The organism is Micromonospora violae (assembly GCF_004217135.1).
In the GTDB taxonomy this organism is placed as follows: Bacteria; Actinomycetota; Actinomycetes; order Mycobacteriales; family Micromonosporaceae; genus Micromonospora; species Micromonospora violae.
In genome coordinates this window covers 5,709,197-5,732,272 of record NZ_SHKK01000001.1, presented here as the reverse complement: position 1 = coordinate 5,732,272, position 23,076 = coordinate 5,709,197, and the positions used below count along the sequence as shown (strand labels likewise).

Sequence of the window (23,076 nt, the reverse complement as noted above, 5' to 3'; positions counted from 1 at the left end):
CGGAAGGCGCAACCCGGTGACCACCTCGCGGTCCTTTCGCCGTCCTTCGCTGCGGCTGGTGCCTATCCAGCGATTCACGAGCAGGCCATGCGACGCCTCGCCGACCTGACCGGCCTCGTTCCGGTCGAATACCCCACCACCCGCCAGGTGGGTGCGAGCGCGGCAGCGCGTGCGGCGGACATCAACGCCGCCTTCGCAGACCCCCAGGTACGCGGCATCCTCGCCGTCGTCGGGGGCGAGGACCAGATCACTGTCATCCCCCACCTGGACGCCGACCTGGCCCGAGCCGACCCGAAGCCGTTCCTCGGCACCAGCGACAACACCAACCTGCACCACTGGCTCTGGGGCCACGGCATCGCCAGCTTCTACGGCGGATCCTCCCAGGTGCACCTCGGCCCCGGGCCGGCCGTGGACGACGTTCACGTCCGGTCGCTGCGGGCCGCACTGCTCACCGGGGAACGACTGGAGATCACCGATCCGGGTGAGTCCGAGGACGTCGGGATCGACTGGGCAGACCCGCAGGCGTTGAAGTCCTTCGGAGAGCGCGAACCAACCGAGCCGTGGAGCTGGCACGGGCCCTCCCGCACCGTTACCGGCCCCAGTTGGGGCGGCTGCCTGGAGGTCATTCAGTGGGTCCTGACGGCAGGGCGCTTCCCGTTCCCCCCGGAGGTACTGCACGGCGGGGTGCTGATCATCGAAACGTCGGAGAAGCTCCTCCCCGCCCGCGAGGTCGGCTGGATCGTCCGCGCACTGGGCGAACGCGGCCTGCTCAGCGCCGTCGACGCGGTCCTGGTCGCCCGTCCGCCGGTCTCCGACCACACCCGTCGCCCCCCGGCTGCTGATCGGGCACGGCTACGCGAGCAGCAGCGGGACACCGTCGTCGACGTGGTGACCCGCTACAACCCGGAAGCCGTCGTCTGCGTCGGCGTCCCGTTCGGCCACACCAGACCGCAGTGGATCCTTCCCCACGGCGGCCCGGTCACCGTCGATGGCGTGGAGCGTCGGATCTACGCCGACTACCGATAGGGGCCGCAGCGCTCGCAGGTGCGAGCGCTGTCTCCGTCCGGGGATGCAGGCCGCCGCAACGTCGAAGGCCCCGGCTCGGGACTGTCGTCCTGGCCAGGGCCTTCGCGGTGGAGCGGGTGACGGGAATCGAACCCGCACTGTCAGCTTGGGAAGCTGATGTTCTGCCATTGAACTACACCCGCAAGCGGCACCACTGTACCCGAGTCGTCGTGCCCGTGCACCCAGGTACCCCTGCCGGCTGGAGGTGTCCACATACCGCACGACCCGGGGCGGCCCGGGTTGGTCCACTCGACTTTCTGAAAGTCGGGGTGTCCGGAGCGCTGGGACACCCCGACTTCACGGAAACCGAGTGGATCATGGCGTGGTCAGGCGGCTGTGCACTGGACGTCGCGGCTGAGGCGGGTCGGGCGCGCCTGCGGGACGGCGAGTGGGGCGGCGGACGCCGACGGGGCGTGGGGGTCGAGCCAGACCCGAACGGCCGGTCGACCCGGCGCGCGGCCCGGAATGCCCGTGATCTGCTGCTCACGGCGGGTGAGCATCGCCACGTCGACGGTGAACTCGAAGAGCCGCCAGTCGGCCTGCGGCTCGGCCCGGGCGCTCTGCGCCAACTGTGCCACCCGGACCGGATCGGTCACCGGACGGGCGCGCCCCGCCACGTACGCCTCGTCGTCGCTCTCCTCCGGGGGGAACGAGTGCAGCGCGTAACGGCCGTCACGTTCGAGGTCGCGGCGCTTGGGAGAGTCGATGATGAAGCAGAACAGCCCCTCGGCGGTGATGACCGGGGAGACCGGATGGACGCGGGGCCCGCCGTCGGCACGGACCGTGGCCAGGTAGCCAAAGCCCGGCCCGTACTGCTGGAGGAGAACGCGGATCCCGTCGGCGAGTCGGGGCTCGTCGGCGGCGAATTCGGACCAGGAAGCCATGTGGGCATTCTATCGAACAAATGTACGACCAGCGACCTCGACGCGCTGGTCACCGGCACCGAATCTGGCGACTTTTGGCAACGCGGCTATGGTGGTCCGATGCTGCTCTCCGACCGCGACCTGGTCTCCGAGATCAAGGCCGGCACGCTGGGCCTGGAGCCGTTCGAGCCCACCCTGGTTCAACCGTCCAGCATCGACGTCCGACTCGACCGGCTGTTCCGGGTCTTCAACAACCACCTCTACACCCACATCGATCCCGCCATGCAGCAGGACGACCTGACGTCGGTGGTCGAGGTCCCCGACGGCGAGCCGTTCGTGCTGCACCCGGGGGAGTTCGTGCTCGCCTCGACACTGGAGGTCATCTCGCTGGGTGACCAGCTCGCCGGCCGCCTGGAGGGCAAGAGCTCCCTGGGTCGGCTCGGGCTGCTCACCCACTCCACCGCCGGCTTCATCGACCCGGGCTTCTCCGGCCACGTGACGCTGGAGCTCTCGAACGTGGCGAACCTTCCGATCACCCTGTGGCCGGGCATGAAGATCGGGCAGCTCTGCATTTTCCGGCTCTCCTCGCCGGCCGAGCACCCGTACGGCTCGGTGGTCTACGGCTCGCGCTACCAGGGTCAGCGGGGGCCGACCCCCAGCCGCGCCTGGCAGCACTGGCGCACCTGGCCAACGCGCTGAGGCCCACCCGCTGAGGCCCACCCGCTGACACACCAGAACGACGAGGGCCCGCCGCGACGGATCGCGACGGGCCCTCCGGTCATCCGGGGTCAGCCTGGACGGCCGTAGCTGTGGATCGGGCCGTCGTCGACCTTCTTCATCTTGACCGGCTGCCCGGCCTGCGAGGCGTGCACCACCCAGCCGCCGCCGACGTACATGCCGACGTGGTGGATGTCGCTGTAGTAGAAGACCAGGTCGCCGGGGCGTAGGTCGCCCCTGCTGACGTTCTTCGTGACCCGGCTCTGCGCGGCGGCGTTGTGCGGCAGGGACACGCCGGCCTTCGCCCAGGCGGCCAGCATCAGCCCGGAGCAGTCGTACGAGTTCGGGCCCTCGGCACCCCAGACGTAGGGCTTGCCGATCTGCGCGCAGGCGAACTTGACCGCGGTGCCTGCGGCGCCGCCGGGGTAGCTACCCGGGCAGGGTGCCGGGCGCAGCGGACCGCCGCCGCCGTTGCCGTACACCTTGAGGCGCAGCTTCTGCAGGCGGTCGATCTCCTCGTTGATCTGCTTCTTCTTCGCCGCCAACTGAGCTTCGGTACGGGCCAGCTGGGTCACCATCTCGTCCAACGGCGCCTTCTGCGCGGCCAGCTGGTCGCGCAGGTCGGCCACCTGGCGTACGTCCTTCTGCTGGTTGTGCGCGAAGCGGTCGAGCATTTCGAGCTGGCCGACCACCTCGCTGGGCGACCGACTGCCCAGCACGGCGTTGACGGTCGAGACGTTCTCACCCATGTAGGCGCGGGCGGCCAGGGCACCGACCTTGTCCATCGCGGCGTCGACCTGGCGCTCCAGCGGAGCGATCCGGGCGGCCAGCGCGTCGGCCTGCTTGCGCTTCGCGGCGAGGTCGGTGCGGGTGGCGTTGTGCCGTTCGATGATCGGTTCGAGCTTGTTCCAGTCGGCGTCGATCTGGCGTTCGATCTCGGCGACCGACGGGTCGGCGTGGGCCGCCGTGGCACTGCCGGTCAGGACGACGGCGACGCCGGCCAGCGCGGCGAGAGCGGTGGTGAAGCGGGACCAGCGTGGGCGCGGCGCGATCGACGACGGGCCGGCTGATGCCGGCCGCTCGGACGACGGCCGCGGGGCATGGAGTGCCACCGGGGTTCCGTACTCCTTCTTCCTGACCGCCTACCGGGTTAGCTGACGGGTTCGGGCGGGAAGTCGGCGCCCTACCGCAGTGGCTGCGGATTCACCCCGAGGGACGTGGGTCCCCGGTTCGTTCGGAAACGACTCGGCGGTGTCGGTCCGTTACCGCCCGGGCTGGGCGGAGCTGCTGTCGGGCCGACGAATGACCAGAGTAGAGACGCTCGTTACCGATCCGCAACCCGTGCGGCCGTGACACTCCGTACCGATTGGGCGAGGTCACCGACCGTGTGTGAAGAATTCTTTCCGCAAACTTCGATAAATAGAAAGGTATTGACCTGAGCTCCCGGGCGGCGCGATGGTGACCTGACCGCACTCCGCGAGAATCTAGGGGGTTCGATGCACCATCCCACCCTGTCGACGGGTTGGCGCGCACTGCTCGCCGCCACCGTGGTCGCCGCCGCGACCACGGTGCCACTCTCCGTCGGCCCGGCCACCGCCGCGCCCACCATCGGCCGCCAACAGCAGTACGCCGACGCGGCCACCGAGTACGGCGTGCCCAGCGTCGTCCTGCTCGGCGTCTCCTACCTGGAGTCCCGCTGGGACACCAACGCCGGCACACCCAGCACGAGTGGCGGCTACGGCCCGATGCACCTGACCGACGCGCGGCACGTGACCGCCCTGCCCGGGCGTGGTCACCACGACGCCGGTGCCGAGGACCCCCGCGGCGACGACTCCCGTCCCGCCCGGGTGCCCGCACCCCGGCCCGTGGCCGCCCCCGGGCCGTCCACCGCCGCGTTGCAGACCGTGGATGCCGCCGCCACGCTGACCGGCGTCGCCCCTGAGGCGCTGCGCGCCGACGCGGGCCTCAACATCCGGGGTGGAGCCGCGCTGCTGGCCGCGTACCAGAGGGATCTGGGCGCGCCGGTCGGTGCCGACACCGACCCGGCGACCTGGTACGGCGCGGTGGCCCGGTACTCCGGCGCGGACAGCGCCGACGCGGCCGCGGCCTTCGCCGACGAGGTCTTCACCACCATCGGCGCGGGCGAGTCCCGGGTGACCGACGACGGCCAGCGGATCACCCTGCCGGCCCGTACGGTGCGGCCCGAGCGTTCCTGGTTGGACCGGCTGGGCCTGCGCCGGCTGGCCCGCCCGGACGGGGTGGAGTGCCCACGCACCATCTCCTGCGAGTGGATCCCGGCACCTTACGAGGCGTTCGGCGACGGGGACTACGGCAACCACGACCTCTCCGACCGGCCCGCCCGGCAGAAGATCGAGTACATCGTCATCCACGACACCGAGGCGAGTTGGGCGACGACCCTGCAACTCGTCCAGGACCCGACCTACGTGAGCTGGCACTACTCGCTGCGCTCGGTCGACGGGCACATCGCCCAGCACGTGAAGACCAAGGACGTCGGCTGGCACGCCGGCAACTGGTACGTGAACGCGAAGTCGATCGGGCTGGAACACGAGGGCTTCGCGGCGCAGGGGACCTGGTACACGGAGGCGATGTACCGGACCTCGGCGAAGCTGGTCCGGCACCTGGCGCTGCGGCTGGGCATCCCACTGGACCGCCAACACATCATCGGCCACGACAACGTGCCCGGCACCATCGCCTCGACCGTACGGGGAATGCACTGGGATCCGGGGCCGTACTGGGACTGGACGCACTACTTCGACCTGCTGCACGCACCTCGACTGGACACCGGCACCCCGGCCACCGGGCTGGTCCGGATCGACCCGGACTTCGCCACCAACCAGCCGGCGTTCACCGGCTGCGTCACCGCGGGTGTGCCGTGCGCGCCGCGGGGCTCCTCAGCGGTGGTGCTCCGCAGCGCGCCGTCCGCGGACGCACCGCTGGTCAACGACATCGCGCTACGCCCGGACGGCAGCCCGAACACGATGGTCGTGTCGGACCACGGGGCCCGGGCATCCGCCGGGCAGACGTACGCGCTGGCCGGGCGGCAGGGCGACTGGACGGCGATCTGGTATCTCGGGCAACGGGCCTGGTTCCACAACCCGGCGTCCGCCCCGACCGCCAGCTGGACCGTCGGCGTCGTGGCCACGCCGAAACCCGGACGGGCCACCGTCCCGGTCTACGGACGGGCGTATCCCGAGCAGTCGGCGTACCCGGACGGGGTTCCCTACCAGACGATCTCGCCGTTGCAGTACACCCTGGCCGCCGGGCAGCGGTACGCCGTCGGCGCGGTGCTGGCCGGCGAGTACTACCGGGCCACCACGTTCGACGGCTCCTCGCCCGGTGACTGGACGGTGATTCGCGGCAAGAACCGTTACGCGCAGATCCAGTTCGGCCACCGGATCATGTACGTCGACCTCGCCGACGTGCAGCTGTTGCCGTCGCCGGTGGGCGCGCCCCGCTGAGAAACCGCGACGGCCCCCGGTCGGTGACCGGGGGCCGTCGTGATGCGCGGGGTGGATCAGCCGGGTCTACGGAACCCGGCGACGGGCATGGTGTTGATGCTGGACACCTGCACCGGTTTGCCGGCGCGTGGCGCGTGCACCATCTGGTTGTTACCCAGATACAGCCCGACATGACTCAGGCCGGAGAAGAAGAAGACCAGGTCACCGGGGCGAGCATCGGCTCGCGCGATGGCCTTGCCCTCGTTCCACTGGTCACCGGTGTGGTGGGTGAGGTAGATCCCGGCCGCCTTGTAGGCGAACTGGGTCAGCCCCGAGCAGTCGAACGAGTTCGGACCGGTGGCGCCCCAGACGTACGGCTTGCCGACCTTCCCGCAGGCGGTCTTGATCGCGGTACGGGCCGCCTCGCTGACCACTCCGTTGATGGTCGGGCAGGACGCCGTCTTGACCGTGGTCTTGGGCATCGCCGCCTCGAGCTGCTTGATCTCGGCGTCGATCTGCTTCTTCTTGGCCGCCAGCTCGTTCTGCTGCCGGGTCTGGGTGACGATCAGCGTGTCCAGCTTCTGCTTCTCGCCGTCGTACTTGGCCCGCACGGCCAGCACACCCTCGACCTCCTTGCGCTCCTGCGCGGCGAGCCGGTCGAGAATGGTGAGCTGCTCGGTGAGCGTGTCCGGCTTGGCGCTGACCAGCAGCGCGCCGATGTCGTGCGACGGGCCCGAGATGTAGTAACGGGAGGCGAGGTCGCCGACCCGGTTGAGCGCCAGCTCGCTCTGCAGGGCCAGCGGCTCGATCTTCTTCTGCAGGTCCGCCGACTTCTTCCGGTTTGTCTTCAGCTGCGCCCGGACCTTGTTGTACTGCTCGATGGTGGGCTCCAACTGCTCCCACTTCTTGTCGATCTGCGCCTCGATCTCGTCGACCGTGGGCGCGGCATGCGCCGGTGCGGTCAACAAACCGGCGCCCACCGCCGCGGCGGCGACCAGGACAAGCACCCGGTGGGCGGCACGACGCAGGCCACCGGAGCGAGCAGACGCAGACAGGTCGTGACGATGAGGGGGCATGGTTGCCACCGGCACCGACTCCTTTGCAACCGACCGCCGGGCGCCTCGCGTGAGGGAAGGGCCGAGGCAGACGACCCACAGCGGTCGGTGCCCCACATTAGGGAAGCTCGAGGCGGTAATCAAGGCGAGCGCGGTAACCATCACTGTCGTGCAACCGCTTGCACACCAAGGGTATTGACCCATCACCCAACGATTGCGGTCAATACATCGTCAAGGGTGACCACACCGAGCGGCCGACGCCCGTCGCTGACCAGCACCATGTGCCGCCGCTCGCGACGCATGGCCAGCAGCAGATCGGCCAGCGTACGCTCCGGCGGCACCACCGCCAGCGGCCGGTAGACATCAGCCGGTACGGGGGACCGGCGACCCTGCCCGGCGTACCCGAGCACGTCCTTGACGTGCACAAAGCCGAGCACCCGACGGGTCGACCGCTGCACCACCGGGAAGCGGGACCGGCCGGTCCGGGTCGCCAGCACCTCCAGTGACGCCGGCGAGACGTCCTCGGCCACCGTCACCACCGTCGACCACGGTTGCAGCGCGTCCGCCGCCGTCCGGCTGTGCAGGGCCAGCGCGCCGGTGATCCGGGCGTGCTGCTCCGCGTCGAGCAGTCCCTCGGTCCGCGCCTGTGAGACCAGCCCGGCCAATTCCTCGGCGGTGAACACCGTCTTCACCGCCTCGGACGCCTCGATCCGCCAGAACGCGAGCACCCGCCGGGCCGCCCATTTCATCGCGAGCAACAACGGTTTGGTGGCCACACAGAACGCCAGCATCGCCGGGCCGAGCCAGAGGGCGGAGACCTCCGGACCGGCCAACGTGATGTTCTTCGGCACCATCTCCCCGACGACCGTGTGCAGAAAGACCACCACGCCCAGCGCCAGCACGAACGCCACCGGGTGCACCGCCCGCTCCGGCAGGCCGGCCGCGTGGAACGGCGGCTCCAGCAGGTGCGCCAGCGCCGGCTCGGCGATCGCGCCCAGGCCCAGCGAGCAGACCGTGATGCCGAGCTGCGCGCCGGCGATCATCAACGGGATCTGGTTCATCGCCGACAACGCCCAGCGGGCCCGCTTCGAGCCGGTGGCCAACGGCTCGATCACCGTCCGGCGGGACGCGATGAGCGCGAACTCGCTGCCCACGAAGAACCCGTTGCCGAGCAGGAGCAGCACGGTCACCAGCAGCTCAGTCATCGTCGTCCGGATCCGCCGGGCGCAGCACCCGGACCTGCTCGATCCGGTGCCGCTCCACCTCGACCACGGTGAACTCCCAGCCGTCCGCCTCCACCGTCTCGCCGGCGACCGGGATGTGCCCGAGCTGGGCCATCAGGAAGCCGGCCAGCGTCTCGTACGGGCCGTCCGGCAGCCGGAAGCCGGTCTGCTCGGCCAACTCGTCGGAGCGGAGCACACCGTCGACCAGCACGGTGCGCTCACCGCCCGGCACGGTCAGCTCCACCGGCCCGTTCTCGTCCACGTTCGCCGGGTCGAACTCGTCGGCGATCTCTCCGACCAACTCCTCGACGAGGTCCTCGACCGTCACCACGCCGTCCGTGCCGCCGTACTCGTCGACCACGATGGCCAGGTCGGCCCCGGCCGCCTTCAGCGCGGCCAGGACGCCGTCCAGGTTCAGGCTCTCCGGCACGTACACCGGCTCGCGGGCCACCGAGCCGACCCTCGTCGACGCCCGGTCGGCCAGCGGCACGCCCAGCGCGTCGGGCACCGCGGCCACACCGGTCACCAGGTCCAGGGTCTCCTCGTACACGGGGAACCGGGTTCGCCCGGTCCGCCGCGACTCCTCCAGCAGCTCGGCCACGGTGGCCGTGACGCGCAGCGCGACCACGTCCACCCGGGGAGTCATCGCCTCCGCTGCCCGTTTGTCACCGAAGCGGATGGTACGACGCAGCAGCATCGCGGTGTCCGTGGGCAGCGCGCCGGCCCGCGCCGAGATGCCCGCCAGCAGACCCAGCTCCTCGGGCGAGCGGGCGCTGGCCAACTCCTCCTGCGGCTCGACGCCGAGCGCCCGGACCAGTCGGTTCGCCGAGCCGTTCAACCCCCGGATCAGCCAGCCGAAGGTTCGGGAGAACGTGTGCATCGGGCCGGCCGTGGCCAACGCCGCCGGCATGGGCCGGGCCAACGCCGCGTTCTTCGGCACCAACTCGCCGAAGAGCATGGAGATCAGCGTGGCCAGGGCCAACGCGAAGAACGGGGTGATCCGCTCGGTGCTGTCACCGACCAGCGGGCGCAGCAGCGGGGTGAAGAGGCGAGCCAGCGCCGGCTCCGCCAGGTAGCCGGTGAGCAGCGCGGTGATGGTGATGCCGAGCTGCGCCCCGGAGAGCTGGAAGGAGAGTTCGCGCAACGCTGTGCGTACCGTCAGGGCGGCCTGGTCGCCCGCGCCGGCCCGCCGGTTGATCTCCGCGCGGTCGACGGTGACCAGGGCGAACTCGGCCGCGACGAAGAACGCGTTGCCCGCGGTCAGGGCTACGAAGCCGACCAGGGGCAACAGCGTCGTCAAGAGTAGGCCGTCGATGTCGCCTCACCTCGGCGAGATTCTTGCACGACGACGGCGGCCCGCAGGGGGCCGCCGTCGTCGATGAACAGATCCCAGGAGTACGCGTCTCAGCCGCCGATCGGCGCGGTCTCCTTGCCGCCCTGCGGCTGCTCGGGCTTGACCGAACGGAGCAGCACACTCGCCACGTCGATCACCTCGACCTGCTCGCCGGCACCCTTGCCGTTGACCCCGTCGTTGAGCATGGTCGAGCAGAACGGGCAGCCGACCGCCACCGTCTTCGCCCCGGTGGCCATGGCCTCCTCGACCCGGTCCACGTTGATCCGCTTGCCGATCTTCTCTTCCATCCACATCCGGGCGCCGCCCGCACCGCAGCAGAAGGAGCGCTCGCTGTTGCGCGGCATCTCGATCAGGCCGCTGTCGCGGCCTGCACCGGACCCGATGGCTGCGTCACCCCGGCCATCTCCGGCTCCGCCTCCGATGGCGTTACCGAGGACCTCGCGGGGGGCCGCGAAGATCCGGTTGTGCCGGCCCAGGTAGCACGGGTCGTGGTAGGTGACGCCGCCGTCGACCGGCTGGACGGGCGTGAGCTTGCCGGTGGCGACCAGGTGCGCGAGCAGCTGGGTGTGGTGGACCACCTCGAACTCGCCGCCGAGCTGCCCGTACTCGTTGCCCAGGGTGTTGAAGCAGTGCGGGCAGGTCGCGACGATCTTGCGCTTGGCCTTGTCCCGGCCCTCGAACGCCTCGTTCAGCGTCTCCACGTTCTGCTGGGCGAGCATCTGGAAGACGAACTCGTTGCCGATCCGTCGCGCCGGGTCGCCGGAGCAGGTCTCGCCCTCGCCCAGGATCGCGAACTTCACGCCCGCCTCGTTGAGCAGCGTGGCGACCGCGCGGGTGGTCTTCTTGGCCCGGTCCTCGAACGCGCCGGCGCAGCCGACCCAGAACAGGTACTCGAAGTCGTCCACCTCGCCGACCCGGGGCACCTCGAAGTCCAGACCCTTGGTCCAGTCCTCGCGGGTGTTCTGCGGAGCGCCCCACGGGTTGCCCTTGTTCTCCAGGTTGCGCAGCATCACCCCGGCCTCGGAGGGGAAGCTCGACTCGATCAGCACCTGGTACCGACGCATGTCGACGATGTGGTCCACGTGCTCGATGTCCACCGGGCACTGCTCGACGCACGCGCCGCAGGTGGTGCAGGACCAGAGCACGTCCGGGTCGATGACACCGCCCTCCTCGGCGGTGCCGATCAACGGCTTGTCCGCCTCGGCGAGGGCCAGCACGTCCAGGTGGGCGAGCTGCGCCTGGGTGGCCTTCTCCTCACCGGTCAGGTCCTTGCCGCCGCCGGCCAGCAGGTAGGGCGCCTTCGCGTACGCGTGGTCGCGCAGGCTCAGCACGAGCAGCTTCGGCGACAGCGGCTTGCCGGTGTTCCAGGCCGGGCACTGCGACTGGCAGCGGCCGCACTCGGTGCAGGTGCTGAAGTCCAGGAGGCCCTTCCAGCTGAACTGCTCGACGTGGGCCACGCCGAACTGGTCCTTCTCCGGGTCCGCCTCCTCGAAGTCGAGCGGCTTGCCCTGGCTCGTCATCGGGCGCAGCGCGCCGAGGCCGGAGCCGGCCGGCTTGGCCGGCTCCCGCTTGAAGAAGATGTTGGGGAACGCCAGGAAGCGGTGCCAGGCGACGCCCATGGTGACGTTCAGGGAGATGACGATCAGCCACGTCATCGAAATGATGATCTTGATGACGGCCGCCACGCTGACGCCGTCCGCCCAGTCGGGCAGCACCGCGCCGACCGCGTGGCTGACCGGGGTGGCCCAGAACGGGAACTCGAAGTGGTCGGTGGCGACCTTGAAGCCCCGGATCACGAAGCCGAAGATCAGGACCAGCAGGACGATCCACTCGACGAAGTAGCCCTGCCACATGGTCGAACCGGTGAACCGGGACCGCCCACCCGGGCGGGTCGGCCGGTTGCGCAGCCGGATCGCCATCAGCACCAGGATGCCGACCAGACCCAGCACCCCGATGATCTCGGTGACCAGACCGAAGATCGTCCAGTGCCCGATGATCGGCAGACCACCGTCGGTGGTGACCACCTCGAAGTACGCCTCGAGCACCAGCAGCGACAGCACGATGAAGCCGACCATCACGAACCAGTGCGCGGCGCCCACCACGCCCCACTTGAACATCCGGGTGTGGCCGGCCGTCTCCACCAGCATCGTCCTGGTGCGCGCGACCTTGTCCGTGAACCGCTCCGGCGCGGGTTGCCCGAGCCGAATGACTGCCACCATCTTCAGGACCGCACGCACCGCAAGCCACACCGCCACGGCGGTGATGGCGGCCGCGAGGATCGTGGTGACGATCTGGACGCTGCCCATCGAGTTGGCCTCCCCGGTCTGCTGCCTGATGACCTCGCTGCGCTCGGTCATGCAGTGCAGCCTACGCGAAGGTTACCCAGCGGTAACGTGAGTCATCTCGCAGTAGGCCACGCTGCCTGCGCACACCATAGGGGGCCCCACCCGATCCTGCCGGGCAGGGGCTCGACGGGGTGACGTGAGACCGCCGACGTGGCGGTCGAGGCGGGTCAGCGCCAGCGGGAGAGCAACGCCAGGGAGGCGACCATCGCGCCGAACCCGACGGCGAGGTTCCAGTAACCCCACGCCATGACCGGGTACTCCTGCTCGGACAGGTAGTAGAGCACCAGCCAGCCGATGCCGACGACGATCAAGGCGACCGCGGTGATCGGCAGCCACACCGGGCTAGGCTTGCGCGACGCCGCCGTCGTCGTCGGACGGACGTCCGTCGGCGGGGTGTACACCTTCTTCTTACGGACCTGAGACTTGGGCACGGCGCTCTCCAGAGGGGTGACGACCTCGTCCGGCCTGACAACCGGGCACGGGGGCGACGGTCCATGGCCAATAATGTTCGAGAGCTAGCGTAGTCCCGATTGCCCGCCCGGACCACGAATGGGGTCAGGCCGGTGCACGGAGTGACCGAAAGAGGCGGGACTGTTCGCACCACCGGCCCGGCCGGCGCGCACCGATCCCCGACACGTGGAAGGAACGCTCGGTGGAGTACACATCCGGCGCAACCTCCTGGCAGAAGGTCCTCCGACGGGCCGCCGCCGGGCTGCTGCCCCGGCGACCACGGCAACGTCGTCCCGGCTGGTCGATCGGGGTGCCCCTGATCGCCGCAGCCGCCGGATTACTCTTCACCACCTCCGCGACCACCGCCGACGGCACCGCTCTCCGGGAAGACCGGCGACCCCAGCTCAACCAGCTCATCGAGGACCGACGCGAGCAGGTGGCAGCCAGCGAACGCCGCGCCGCCACGCTCCGCAGCGAGGTCGAGCAGCGCACCAACACCCTCGCCGGCTCGGACGCCCCGATCAAGGAGCAACAGAATCGCGCCCAGGGCAGCCTCCAGGACGCCGGCTTCACCGCCCTCGCCGGGCCCGGGGTCACGGTCGAACTGAACGACGCGCCGCAACTCGACCAGACGCACCCGGACGCCAGCAACGACGACCTGGTGGTGCATCAGGGGGACGTGCAGGCGGTGGTCAACGCGCTCTGGGCCGGCGGCGCCGAGGCCATGTCAATCATGAACGTCCGCGTGCTCACCACCAGCGCGGTACGCTGCGTCGGTAACACCCTGCTACTGCATGGCCGGGTGTACTCCCCACCGTTCAAGATCGTAGCAATCGGCGATCCCGCTGCCCTCCAGCAGGCCCTCGCCAGCTCTGAGGGAGTCCGGTTGTTCAAGGACGCGGTCGACGACTACCAGCTCGGCTACAACGAGAAAGTCTCCACGGTGCGAGTTCCCGCATTCGAGGATTCCACCGCCCTGCGCTCGGCGACGGTGCCCAGATGAGCGGGCCGGACGAGCGACGCGACGGGCGACACCGGGACCAGACCGACGAGCCCACCGCCTTCCTGCCGAAGGTCAACCGGCCCGAGTCGGCACCCGACCGACCGACCCCGGCCAGCAAGTGGCCCGAGCCGGTGCTGCACGCCCCGCGAACCGAGCAACCGCAACCGAGCGCCAGCCGAGCCGAACCGCCCGAGACCCCGGTCCGCCGGCCCGTCGAGCCTCCACCGCCCTGGCCGGGCACCGCAGCTCCCGCGCCGGGCCCGCACGCCGGTGCCGGAGCTCCCCCCACGAGCACCCCCAACCAGGGCCCGGTTCGGCCAGCCGCCCCCGGCAACGCCCCGACCCGACCCGCCGCACCCGCCGGGCCGCCCGCGCCCGCACCCGCACCCACCCGACCGGCCGCACCCACCACCGGGCCCTCCCAACCGGCCGCGCCCGGTGCCGCGCCGAGTCGACCGGGCTCTTCCGGCCCTTCGACGCCGCCGCTGGCCGACTCGCCGACCGCGTACATTCCGCAGGTCACCCCACGGCCCACCGGCTCGCCAGCCACCCCGGTCTCCCCGGCCGCCCCCGACCGCGTCGCAGCGGCCGGGCCGAGCCGGATGCCAGCGAGCGGTCCCAGCCCGGTCCCGCCGACCGGTCCGAGCCCGGTCCCGCCGACCGGTCCGAGCCGGGTGCCGCCGAGCGCTGGCGGGGATCGCGTCGCGGACCCGGCCGCCACCGCGCTGATTCCGGCAGTGCCCGCCACGCCGGCCGCCAGGCCGCCGACAATTGACTCCACCGCGCTGATGGGTGCCGTCCCCCGCACGGCGGTCCCCGATGAGCCGACCGGCGGCAACCCCGCCGACCCTCCCCAACCCCGACGCGGCGAGCGGGTGGTCCAACTCCGCCCGCACCAGACCGGCGAGGGCTACAAGAGCGTCTACTCCGAGCTCACCCGTCCGTCGTTCGCCTCGCGACTGCGCACCGGCGTCCGCGTCACCGGCGAGGTCCTGATCACCTTCGGCCTGGTGGTCCTGCTCTTCGCCGGCTACGAGGTCTGGGGCAAGTCGGCCATCGTCGACGCCCACCAGAACGACCTCAACAACGAGCTGACGCAGGCGTGGGCACCCACCGACGACCCGACGGTCGCCCCGTCGGCGGGCCCGAGCGTCAAACCATCGCCACCGGTACGCGGCAAGCCGCTCGCCGGCCTCTACATCCCCACGCTCGACAAGAACTGGGTCGTCGTCGAGGGCGTCACCCAGCAGGACATCCGCTTCGCCCCGGGCCACTACCCGACCAGCGCGCTCCCCGGTCAGGTCGGCAACTTCTCCGTCGCCGGGCACCGCAACCGGGCCACCTTCTGGCGGCTGGACGAGCTGAACGAGGGCGACCCGATCGTGGTCGAGAGCAAGACCGACTGGTACGTCTACCGGGTGTCCCAGACCCGCATCGTGAAGCCGACGCAGGTCGAAGTGGTGGCGCCGGTGCCCGGCGAGCCGGACAAGAAGCCGACCAAGCGGATGCTCACCCTCACCACGTGCAACCCGAAGTTCGACAACTACCAGCGCCTGATCATCCACGCCGAACTGGACCGCACCCAACCCAAGTCCGCGGGCCGCCCGGCGGAGCTGGGAGGCTGACCCGATGTACGCGTTCATCTGGCGCAAGCTGCCGTTCGGCCTGGTCGGAAAGCTGACCGGCTCCGTCCTGCTGGTGGCCGCCACGGTGGCCCTGCTCTGGTACGTCGCCTTCCCGTGGGCTGAGCCCCTGCTGCCCTTCGACGACGTGCAGGTCGAGTCCGGCGTACCCGCCGAGACGGGTGGCGGCGACCCGGTGACCGGGGAGACCCCGGCCGGCGACGAGCACGAGTTGCCGTACGACACCGACCAGAACAACCCCGCTCCCCCCTCCCCGAGCAGGTGACCATGCGCGTCCTGGTGATCGACAACTACGACTCGTTCGTCTTCAACCTCGTGCAGTACCTGGGCCAGCTCGGCGTGGAGTGCGAGGTCCGCCGCAACAACGAGATCGACGTCGCCGAGGTGGGCACCGTCGGCGCGGACGGCATCCTGCTGTCACCCGGGCCGGGCAGCCCGGACCGCGCCGGCATCTGCCTGGACGTCATCCGGGAGTACGCGGGCAAACTGCCGATCTTCGGTGTCTGCCTCGGTCACCAGGCGATCGGCGAGGCGTTCGGGGCGACCGTGACGCGCGCTCCCGAGCTGCTGCACGGAAAGACCTCCGAGGTGCGGCACCAGTCGGTCGGCGTACTCGCCGGCCTGCCCGACCCGTTCACCGCCACCCGGTACCACTCACTCGCCGTGCTGCCCGAGACGCTCCCCGACGAGCTGGAGGTGACCGGCTGGACCGGCTCCGGCGTGGTGATGGCGATGCGACACCGGACGCTGCCCATCGAGGGTGTCCAGTTCCACCCGGAGTCGGTGCTCACCGAGGGCGGTCACCTGATGCTGGCCAACTGGCTGGCCAACTGCGGTCACCCCGAGGCGTTGGAACGCGCGCCCGCGCTCGCCGCCGAGGTCGATGCCCGTCGTCGCGCGGCCTTCGCCACCGCCTGAGCGCGCCGGACCGTCCGGACCGTCCGGGCGCACCCGCCGGTCGGGTCAGCCCCGCAGCGCCTCCTGGATCGCGGGATCCGCGGGCGAGCGCACCGCCGGCGGTCGGCCCCGGACCGTGTCCCACGCCGCCTTGCCGCTGGCGAAGTAGTCCCGGATCGACTTCTCGGCGAGCAGGGCCGGGCCGCAGCCGTCGCAGCGGGCGGCCACCCCGTCGACGTCGAGGCCGAGCTGCCGGCACAGCGTCACCGCCCGGGACAGGTGGTACGACTGGGTGACGATCAGGGCCCGCTCGACGCCGTACACGTCCCGCGCTCTCGCGCAGCTGTCGTAGGTGTCCAGGCCGAACGGGTCGGCCACCACCCGGCGCCTGTCGACACCCCGCTCGGCGAGGTAGGTCGTCATCACCGTCGGCTCGTCGCCCGACGCGCCGCCGCCGTCGCCGGACACGAGGACGACAGTGGCCCGACCGCGGGCCACCAGCTCTGCGGCGGTGTCCAGGCGGCCAGCGAGGCGGTCCCCGGGGCGCTGCCGATCAGCTGCCACCTCGGTGCCGAGCACGATCACCACGTCGGCGGCCGGCGCGTCGGCCTCGTCGTAGAGGTGGCCGCGGGCGGCGAGCGTCGTCCACAGCCACGGCAGGCTGGCGAGCAGCAGCGCGGCGATGCCCGCGACGGCCAGGAGGCGGACGCGTCGGGGCCACCGCCGCACCGGCGTGATCGGAGACGTTCCCGGCTCAGTCATGCCGATGCCCCAGGGCCGGGCTAATCCTCGGTTAGCCGGCCCGGGGGATTGAGCGGCAGACCGATGCCACCCCCGTTGCCGGGGGTCGGCGTGCCGGTGGGCGTACCTGTCGGCGTGCCGGTGGGCGTCTCATCGACCTCCGGCTCAGGCTGACTCACCTTGATGACCACCTTCGTGCCGGTGGGCTTCTTCTCCTTGCCGTTCGGGCTCTGGTCGGTGACCTTCCCCGCCTCGTCGGCCGGCACCTCCGGCCCGTTCTGTACGACGGGGATGAAGCCGCGGTCCTTGATGAGCCGGCTGGCGACGTCCTGGCTCAACCCAACCACGTCCGGCACCTCGCGGACCTTGCCGTTCGAGACCGTGAGCGTCACCTTCGTGTTCTCCGGGACACTCTCGCCCTCCGGCGGCTCGACTTTGAGAACCTCATCCTGGCTCGCTTCGTCGTCCACCGTTTTGATGTCGTACCTGAGCTTCGCCTCGTTGAGCCGGGCGATGGCGCTCTCCCGCTTGCTGCCCTTGAGCCCAACCGGTACGAGCACCTCGGGCGCGCCTCCACAGACCTGGATGGTCACCTGGCTGTTCTGCGCCAGCCGGGTGGTCGGTGCGGGGCTCTGCTTGACGACGGTGCCCTTCGTGCAGTCGCTCGCCAGGAATGGCTCGCCCACCTGCGGGGAGAGCCCGGCGTTGCGGATCTCGTCGATCGCGGCGGCCTGGCTCTTGCCGGTGAGGGTGGGCACCGACTTCAGGGCCTTGTCCTGCTGCTGACTCCAGAGCAGGGCGGCGACCAGGGCGATCACCGCCAGCACGCCGACCGCGCTGAACGTCGCGATCAGCCAGGAGGACGCCTTGCGCTGACGCGGGTCACCCACCCGGGCCGGGATCTGCCGGGTCTGCCCACCGGTGGGAGCCGGGTAGCCGCCTCCACCCCCGGCCGGGGCCATCGCCACCGTCTCCGCCTCGCGCAGCACCGGGGTGGCCAGCACGGGCCGGCCGGCGGCGGCGCGGAGCAGGTCGGCCCGCATCTCGCCGGCGCTCTGGTAGCGGTTGAGCGGGTTCTTCGACAGCGCCTTGAGCACGATCGCGTCGACGGCCGGGTTGACGTCCGGGTTGATGTCGCTCGGGGTCGGCGGCGTCTCCCGTACGTGCTGGTACGCGACGCTGACCGGGCTGTCCCCGACGAACGGCGGGTGCCCGCAGACCAGCTCGAAGAGCACACAGCCGGCCGCGTACACGTCGGAGCGCGCGTCGACGGCCTCGCCACGGGCCTGCTCCGGGGACAGGTACTGGGCCGTGCCGATCACCGCGCTGGTCTGCGTCATGGTGGTCGCGCCGCTGGCCAACGCCCGGGCGATGCCGAAGTCCATCACCTTGACCTGGCCGGTCTGGGTGAGCATCACGTTGCCGGGCTTGATGTCCCGGTGGATGATGCCGTGCCGGTGGCTGAACTCCAGTGCGGCGCACATGTCGGCGCAGATCTCCAGCGCCCGACGTGGCTGCAGCCGCCCCTCGGCGCCGAGGACCTCCTTCAAGGTCCGTCCGTTGACGAACTCCATGACGATGAACGGCAGCGTCTCGCCGGTCGGCGCGGTCTCCTCGCCGGTGTCGTAGACCGCCACGATGGCCGGGTGGTTGAGCGAGGCGGCGTTCTGCGCCTCCCGGCGGAACCGCATCTGGAACGTCGCGTCCCGGGCGAGGTCGGTGCGGAGCATCTTGATCGCGACGTCCCGACCGAGCCGGAGGTCGCGACCACGGTGCACCTCGGCCATGCCGCCATAGCCGAGCAGCTCGCCGACCTGGTACCTGCCACCGAGCAGGCGGGCCTGCGCTGTCATCGCGTCTGTCGTCCTTCGCTCGTCGTCGTCCCGCCGTCGCCCGGCTGGAGTCGTACCTCCCGACGGTACGACGTCCGGGTCGGATCGTCGCGCCCGTCGAGTCGTAGCGCGCCGGACGCCACGGTGCGCGGCGCCAGCTCGGCGGATGCACCGTCCTGCTGCAGCTTCCGCAGTTTGTAGGAAATCACGCCGGAACAGAGCAGGACCAGTACGGCCAGCAGGACGGCGAGAAGCACCATCCCGGGCCGGGACCGCTGGGGCTGGGGTGACGGCATCGCCGGGCCGGCCGGCCGGGCGTACGCCGGTGGGTGTTCCTGCCGGGGCGGCGCGGACGGCACCGCCGCGGCACCGCGCGGGTAGCCGTTCGGTGCGCCCTGCGGCCGGGTGGGCTGGACGGCCGGCGCGACGGCGGTGGGGCGGGGCTGTTGGGCGGGCGCGACCGCGGTCGGTCTCGGTGCCGCCACCGGAGGGCGGGCGGCCGGCGGTCGCACCTGGTGCGCCTGCGGCACCTGGGCCCGGCCGGGCGCGGCGGGTGAGGCGGGCGCGGCGGAGACCGGCCCGGGGTTGTTGCCGCCGGCCCGCGCCTGCTGGGAGAGCACGGCCTTGAGCTGACGGGCGACCCCGGCGAGGGCTGCGGCGCTCGGCCAGCGGGCGGCCGGGTCCTTGGCCAACGCCCGTTCCACCAGGGCGCGCACCTGCGGGGGGATGTCGGACGGCAGTGGCCGGGGTGTCTCCCGGACGTGCCGCATCGCGATGTCGAGGGGGTTGTCGCCCTCGAACGGCCGGCGGCCGGCCAGGCACTGGTAGGCGACCACGCCGAGGGCGTACACGTCGGATGCCGGGGTGGCCACGCCACCGGTGGCCTGCTCCGGGGAGATGTACGAGGCGGTGCCGAGCACCGAACCGGCGGCGGTGAGTTGGCCGACCAGGTCGGAGCGGGCGATGCCGAAGTCGGTCAGCACCAGCGTGCCGTTCGGCCGGACCAGCAGGTTGCCCGGCTTCACGTCGCGGTGCACGATGCCCTTCTCGTGCGCGGCGTGCAGCGCGTCGGCGGCCTGCGCGACGAGGGCCATCGTCCGGGCCGGCGTGAGCCGGCCGACCCGGCTCAGCGTGGACGACAGGGCGTCACCCTCGATGTACTCCATGACCAGGAAGGCGATCTGCTGGTCGTTGCCGAAGTCGTAGACGTCCACCACACCGGGGTGATTGATGGTGGCCATGGTGCGGGCCTCGCCGCGGAACCGCTCGCCGAAGTCCGGGTCGTCGAGCAGGGCGGGGAGCAGGCTCTTCACCGCGACCGTCCGGCCGAGCACCTGGTCGGTGCCGCGCCAGACGTCGCCCATGCCGCCGCTGGCGATCCGCTCGTCGAGACGGTAGCGGTTGCCGAGCTGCACGCCGGGGCTGAGCATGTCAGCGGCCCCCTGGGTCGTTGATGGCGGCCTTCATGATCTGACCGGCGATCCGGGCGGCCTCGCTGCTGCCACCGGGGCCGGCCTGCTCCAACATGACGCAGACCGCGGAGACCGGGTTGCCGTTCTTGTCCATGGCGAAGCCGATGAACCAGCCGTGGTCGGGCCGGTCCGGAGCGGATTGGGCGGTGCCGGTCTTGCCGCCGACCGTGTACCCGTTGATCGCGGCCTTTCGCCCGGTGCCGTTCTGGACCACGCTGACCATCATCTCGCGCAGGTCGGTGGCGACCTGCGGCTCGACGGGTTGGCGCAGCTCCCGTGCCTTGGCGGTGTAGTAGCTGGTGGTCCGGTCCGGAGCGAGCAGCTGCCGGACCAGGTACGGCCGCATCTGGCTGCCGTTGTTGGCGATCGAGGCGGCGATCATGGCGCCCTCGAGGGGCGTCATCCGGACGTTGTTCTGGCCGATCGAGGACTGGGCCAGTGCGGCCTGGTCGGTGCTGCCGTCCGGGTTCTGGATGTCCCCGGTCCGGCTCGCCGCCGTGGGCAGGCCACCCTCGCCGAGTTGGCCGACGGTCAGGTCCTCCTGCTCGAAGCCGAACTGACGGGCCTTCTCCTTGATCGTCTCAGCACCGAGGCGCACGCCGAGCTGGGCGAAACCGGTGTTGCACGACTCGGTGACCGCCTCCAGCAGGGTGACCTGCCGCCCCGGGCAGATCGACGGGTCGGCGTTCTTGATCGGGGTGCCCGAGGTCGGCGCGGTGTAGCTGGGACCGGCCGGGATCTGGGTCGTCTTGGTGACGCCGTTCTCCAGCGCCGCCGCTGCCACCACGATCTTGAAGGTCGAGCCCGGCGGCAGCGTCTCGGCGAGCGCGCGGTTCTTCAACGGTTCGGCCGGGTCCTGTTCCAGCCTGTTGTACGCCGCCGCCGCCTCGTTCGTGTTGTGGCTGGCCAGCGGGTTCGGGTCGAAGCTGGGCATGGAGACCAGCGCCTGGATGGCGCCGGTACGCGGGTCGATGGCGATCGCCGCGCCCCGCTTCGCGCCCACCTCGTTGTTGCGCAGCTGGTCGTACGCCGTGTCCTGCGCCCGCTTGGAGAGCGTGAGCAGCACGTTGCCGCCGCCGGTGTCGTCGCCGGTGAACATGTCCTTCAACCGGTCGCCGATCAGCTGGTCGCTGGTCCCGGCCAGGAAGTCGTTCTCCACGCGTTCGATGCCGGTTTCGGCCAGGTTGACCGGCTTGTAGCCGAGCACGTGCGCGTACTTGGCGCCACCCGGGTAGGTGCGCAGGAACTTCAGCTTGCCGGTGGTCTCCTTGCTGGTGGCCACGGCGGTGCCGCCGGCCTCGATGTTGCCGCGCTTGCGCTTGTAGTCGGCAACCTGGACCCGGCCGTTGTAGTCGCTGGTGCGGTACTCGTCGGCCTTCTGGAACTGAATCCAGTTGAGGTTGGCGAAGAGCAGGCCGAACAGGACCATGACAACGACGCCGACGCGGCGCAACGGTGCGTTCACGGCTTGATCACCTCCGTGGGAGCACCGTGCAGCTGCTCGGGCGGGCCACCGCTGGGACGAACCGCCTTGCCGCCGCCCCCGCCGGTCACCGGTCGGCGGGCGCCGTCGGAGACCCGCAGCAGCACCGCGATGAGCAGCCAGTTGGCCATCAGCGACGACCCACCGGCGGAGAGGAACGGGGTGGTCTGACCGGTCAGCGGGATGAGCTTGCTGATCCCGCCGACGATCACGAAGACCTGAAGGCCGAGGGTGAACGCCAGACCACCGGCGAGCAGCTTGCCGAACGAATCCCGTACCGCCAGCGCGGCCCGCAGCCCGCGCTCCACGATCAGCAGGTAGACGACCAGCAGCGCGGAGAGACCGAAGAGGCCGATCTCCTCACCGATGCCGGCGAAGATGAAGTCGTTCTGCACCTCGGGCAGGATGTCCGGTTGGCCGCCGCCCGGCCCGGCACCGAAGAGCCCGCCCGTGCCCAGGGCGAGGAGGCCCTGCACGAGTTGGTAGCCCTTGTCGGTCGGGTCGGCGAACGGGTCGAGCCAGATCTCCGCCCGGACGTAGAAGTTGGCGAACGGCCCACCGACCGTCGAGCCGAGGAAGTAGGCCAGGAACGCCCCGCCGAAGAAGAGCACCAGGCCGATCAGCAGCCAGCTGACCCGTTCGGTGGCGATGTAGAGCGTCACCACGAACATGCCGAAGTAGAGCAGCGAGGTGCCCAGGTCCTTCTCGAAGACCAGCACCAGAACGCTGATCACCCAGACGCCGACCACCGGGCCGAGGTCCCGGCCGCGCGGGAAGTCGATGCCGAGGAAGCGCCGGCTGGCCAGCGACAACACCTCACGCTTGCGCACCAGGTAGTAGGCGAAGAAGACCAGCAGCGCCAACTTGGCGAACTCACCCGGCTGGATGGAGAAGCTGCCGACCCGGATCCACAGCTTCGCGCCGTTGATCTCGGAGATGCTGGACGGCAGCACCGCCGGGATCATCACCAGCACGATGCCGGCCAGGCCCAGGGTGTACGCGTACCGCGAGATCGACCGGTGGTCGCGCATGATGACGAGCAGGCCGGCGGCGAGGATCACCGCACCCAGCGTCCAGGCCAGCTGCCGCCCGCCCTGCCCGGCGAAGACGGCCAGGCTCTCCCGCTCGGCCACCGGGGCCTCGCCCAGGTCGATCCGGCGGAGGAAGCCCACCCCGAGCCCGTTGAGCAATGCCACCGCCGGCAACAGCGCCGGGTCGGCGAACGGGGCGAGGAACCGGATCACCAGGTGCAGGCCGAGGAAGACCGCACCGAGCGCGGCGGCCGGCATCCAGAAGTCCGAGGTGACCGTGTCCAGCAGGCTCGCCTCGACGGTCGCCCCGTACGCGGCAACCAGCACCATCGCGAGCAGCAACAGGGACAGCTCGGCGTTGCGGCGCGACCGCGCCAGGCGTACGCCGGACTGCTCGCCCGCGGTGGCGGGCGAGGATGCCGGTGTGGCCGCTACGGTCACGGG

19 protein-coding genes, 1 tRNA gene and 1 riboswitch are annotated in these 23,076 nt (G+C 70.8%); of the genes, 7 read left to right on the top strand and 13 right to left on the bottom strand.

All coding sequences use genetic code 11. The features are described from left to right. Positions 1-87: 87 nt before the first annotated feature. Complete coding sequence (locus EV382_RS25755) at positions 88-1,026, top strand: LD-carboxypeptidase (protein WP_244236815.1); 939 nt, start codon at positions 88-90, stop codon at positions 1,024-1,026. 108 nt (positions 1,027-1,134) lie between these two features. Here the strand turns inward: EV382_RS25755 and EV382_RS25750 are convergent. Together EV382_RS25750 and EV382_RS25745 are read right to left on the bottom strand one after the other, a co-directional pair. Further along, a tRNA-Gly gene (locus EV382_RS25750) sits at positions 1,135-1,208 on the bottom strand. Positions 1,209-1,391: 183 nt separating this feature from the next. Beyond that, positions 1,392-1,949, bottom strand: a complete 558-nt coding sequence (locus EV382_RS25745) for a pyridoxamine 5'-phosphate oxidase family protein (protein ID WP_130405973.1) — start codon at positions 1,947-1,949, stop codon at positions 1,392-1,394. 99 nt (positions 1,950-2,048) lie between these two features. Here EV382_RS25745 and dcd point away from each other — a divergent pair, with 99 nt between their 5' ends. After that, positions 2,049-2,627, top strand: a complete 579-nt coding sequence (gene dcd / locus EV382_RS25740; RefSeq protein WP_089018323.1) for a dCTP deaminase — start codon at positions 2,049-2,051, stop codon at positions 2,625-2,627. Positions 2,628-2,716: 89 nt separating this feature from the next. On the opposite strand, the gene EV382_RS25735 is transcribed toward dcd, so the two are convergent. Further along, positions 2,717-3,757, bottom strand: a complete 1,041-nt coding sequence (locus tag EV382_RS25735) for a C40 family peptidase (protein WP_130405971.1) — start codon at positions 3,755-3,757, stop codon at positions 2,717-2,719. A gap of 13 nt (positions 3,758-3,770) precedes the next feature. After that, positions 3,771-3,906, bottom strand: a riboswitch (cyclic di-AMP (ydaO/yuaA leader). A 235-nt stretch (positions 3,907-4,141) separates the two neighbouring features. On the opposite strand from EV382_RS25735, the gene EV382_RS25730 reads away from it, so the two are divergent. Beyond that, positions 4,142-6,124, top strand: coding sequence for an N-acetylmuramoyl-L-alanine amidase (locus tag EV382_RS25730; protein WP_130405969.1), 1,983 nt, complete (start codon positions 4,142-4,144; stop codon positions 6,122-6,124). Between the two features lie 56 nt (positions 6,125-6,180). On the opposite strand, the gene EV382_RS25725 is transcribed toward EV382_RS25730, so the two are convergent. From EV382_RS25725 to EV382_RS25705, 5 genes are all read right to left on the bottom strand, one after another. After that, entirely contained in the window at positions 6,181-7,194 is a 1,014-nt protein-coding gene (locus EV382_RS25725; RefSeq protein ID WP_130405967.1) for a C40 family peptidase, read from the bottom strand. A gap of 167 nt (positions 7,195-7,361) precedes the next feature. Then, entirely contained in the window at positions 7,362-8,363 is a 1,002-nt protein-coding gene (locus tag EV382_RS25720) for a hemolysin family protein (protein ID WP_130405965.1), read from the bottom strand. Then, entirely contained in the window at positions 8,356-9,681 is a 1,326-nt protein-coding gene (locus tag EV382_RS25715; RefSeq protein ID WP_244236814.1) for a hemolysin family protein, read from the bottom strand. Before EV382_RS25715 ends, EV382_RS25720 begins: the two co-directional genes overlap by 8 nt. A gap of 104 nt (positions 9,682-9,785) precedes the next feature. Beyond that, the gene (locus EV382_RS25710) at positions 9,786-12,041 is read right to left on the bottom strand and encodes a (Fe-S)-binding protein (protein WP_130409193.1); all 2,256 of its coding nucleotides are present in this window, start codon (positions 12,039-12,041) and stop codon (positions 9,786-9,788) included. 206 nt (positions 12,042-12,247) lie between these two features. Continuing rightward, complete coding sequence (locus tag EV382_RS25705; protein WP_130405963.1) at positions 12,248-12,511, bottom strand: cell division protein CrgA; 264 nt, start codon at positions 12,509-12,511, stop codon at positions 12,248-12,250. A gap of 221 nt (positions 12,512-12,732) precedes the next feature. On the opposite strand from EV382_RS25705, the gene EV382_RS25700 reads away from it, so the two are divergent. From EV382_RS25700 to EV382_RS25685, 4 genes are read left to right on the top strand one after another with little or no spacing between them, the layout of a single operon-like run. Next, entirely contained in the window at positions 12,733-13,533 is an 801-nt protein-coding gene (locus tag EV382_RS25700) for a DUF881 domain-containing protein (protein WP_130405961.1), read from the top strand. Continuing rightward, a complete protein-coding gene (locus tag EV382_RS25695) occupies positions 13,530-15,158 on the top strand; it encodes a class E sortase (protein WP_130405959.1) in 1,629 nt (542 codons plus the stop codon). The genes EV382_RS25700 and EV382_RS25695 overlap by 4 nt, the downstream gene beginning before the upstream one ends. 4 nt (positions 15,159-15,162) lie before the next feature. After that, the gene (locus EV382_RS25690; protein WP_130405957.1) at positions 15,163-15,441 is read left to right on the top strand and encodes a hypothetical protein; all 279 of its coding nucleotides are present in this window, start codon (positions 15,163-15,165) and stop codon (positions 15,439-15,441) included. Positions 15,442-15,443: 2 nt separating this feature from the next. Beyond that, positions 15,444-16,094, top strand: coding sequence for an aminodeoxychorismate/anthranilate synthase component II (locus EV382_RS25685; RefSeq protein ID WP_130405955.1), 651 nt, complete (start codon positions 15,444-15,446; stop codon positions 16,092-16,094). A gap of 45 nt (positions 16,095-16,139) precedes the next feature. On the opposite strand, the gene EV382_RS25680 is transcribed toward EV382_RS25685, so the two are convergent. Genes EV382_RS25680 through EV382_RS25660 form a run of 5 tightly spaced genes read right to left on the bottom strand, consistent with a single transcriptional unit; the run spans position 16,140 to position 23,073 of the window. Then, positions 16,140-16,835 (bottom strand): SanA/YdcF family protein, encoded by a 696-nt coding sequence (locus EV382_RS25680; protein WP_130405953.1) that lies wholly within the window; start codon positions 16,833-16,835, stop codon positions 16,140-16,142. Between the two features lie 20 nt (positions 16,836-16,855). Continuing rightward, positions 16,856-18,667 carry a Stk1 family PASTA domain-containing Ser/Thr kinase gene (pknB, locus tag EV382_RS25675; RefSeq protein ID WP_130405951.1) on the bottom strand — a complete coding sequence of 604 codons (1,812 nt, stop codon included), beginning with the start codon at positions 18,665-18,667 and terminating at the stop codon, positions 16,856-16,858. Beyond that, positions 18,664-20,076 carry a serine/threonine-protein kinase gene (locus EV382_RS25670; RefSeq protein WP_130405949.1) on the bottom strand — a complete coding sequence of 471 codons (1,413 nt, stop codon included), beginning with the start codon at positions 20,074-20,076 and terminating at the stop codon, positions 18,664-18,666. The genes pknB and EV382_RS25670 overlap by 4 nt, the downstream gene beginning before the upstream one ends. Before the next feature lies 1 nt (position 20,077). Then, entirely contained in the window at positions 20,078-21,583 is a 1,506-nt protein-coding gene (locus EV382_RS25665) for a peptidoglycan D,D-transpeptidase FtsI family protein (protein WP_130405947.1), read from the bottom strand. Continuing rightward, entirely contained in the window at positions 21,580-23,073 is a 1,494-nt protein-coding gene (locus tag EV382_RS25660; RefSeq protein WP_130405945.1) for an FtsW/RodA/SpoVE family cell cycle protein, read from the bottom strand. The genes EV382_RS25665 and EV382_RS25660 overlap by 4 nt, the downstream gene beginning before the upstream one ends. Between the last annotated feature and the right edge of the window lie 3 nt (positions 23,074-23,076).

Bases quoted from the DNA above. Each gene is read 5' to 3' on its own strand.
- EV382_RS25720 (WP_130405965.1), bottom strand. From the start codon at position 8,363: ATGACTGAGCTGCTGGTGACCGTGCTGCTCCTGCTCGGCAACGGGTTC.
- EV382_RS25670 (WP_130405949.1), bottom strand. From the start codon at position 20,076: ATGCTCAGCCCCGGCGTGCAGCTCGGCAACCGCTACCGTCTCGACGAG.
- pknB (WP_130405951.1), bottom strand. From the start codon at position 18,667: ATGACAGCGCAGGCCCGCCTGCTCGGTGGCAGGTACCAGGTCGGCGAG.
- EV382_RS25755 (WP_244236815.1), top strand. From the start codon at position 88: ATGCGACGCCTCGCCGACCTGACCGGCCTCGTTCCGGTCGAATACCCC.
- EV382_RS25745 (WP_130405973.1), bottom strand. From the start codon at position 1,949: ATGGCTTCCTGGTCCGAATTCGCCGCCGACGAGCCCCGACTCGCCGAC.
- EV382_RS25685 (WP_130405955.1), top strand. From the start codon at position 15,444: ATGCGCGTCCTGGTGATCGACAACTACGACTCGTTCGTCTTCAACCTC.
- EV382_RS25695 (WP_130405959.1), top strand. From the start codon at position 13,530: ATGAGCGGGCCGGACGAGCGACGCGACGGGCGACACCGGGACCAGACC.
- EV382_RS25680 (WP_130405953.1), bottom strand. From the start codon at position 16,835: ATGACTGAGCCGGGAACGTCTCCGATCACGCCGGTGCGGCGGTGGCCC.
- EV382_RS25730 (WP_130405969.1), top strand. From the start codon at position 4,142: ATGCACCATCCCACCCTGTCGACGGGTTGGCGCGCACTGCTCGCCGCC.
- EV382_RS25710 (WP_130409193.1), bottom strand. From the start codon at position 12,041: ATGGGCAGCGTCCAGATCGTCACCACGATCCTCGCGGCCGCCATCACC.
- dcd (WP_089018323.1), top strand. From the start codon at position 2,049: ATGCTGCTCTCCGACCGCGACCTGGTCTCCGAGATCAAGGCCGGCACG.
- EV382_RS25690 (WP_130405957.1), top strand. From the start codon at position 15,163: ATGTACGCGTTCATCTGGCGCAAGCTGCCGTTCGGCCTGGTCGGAAAG.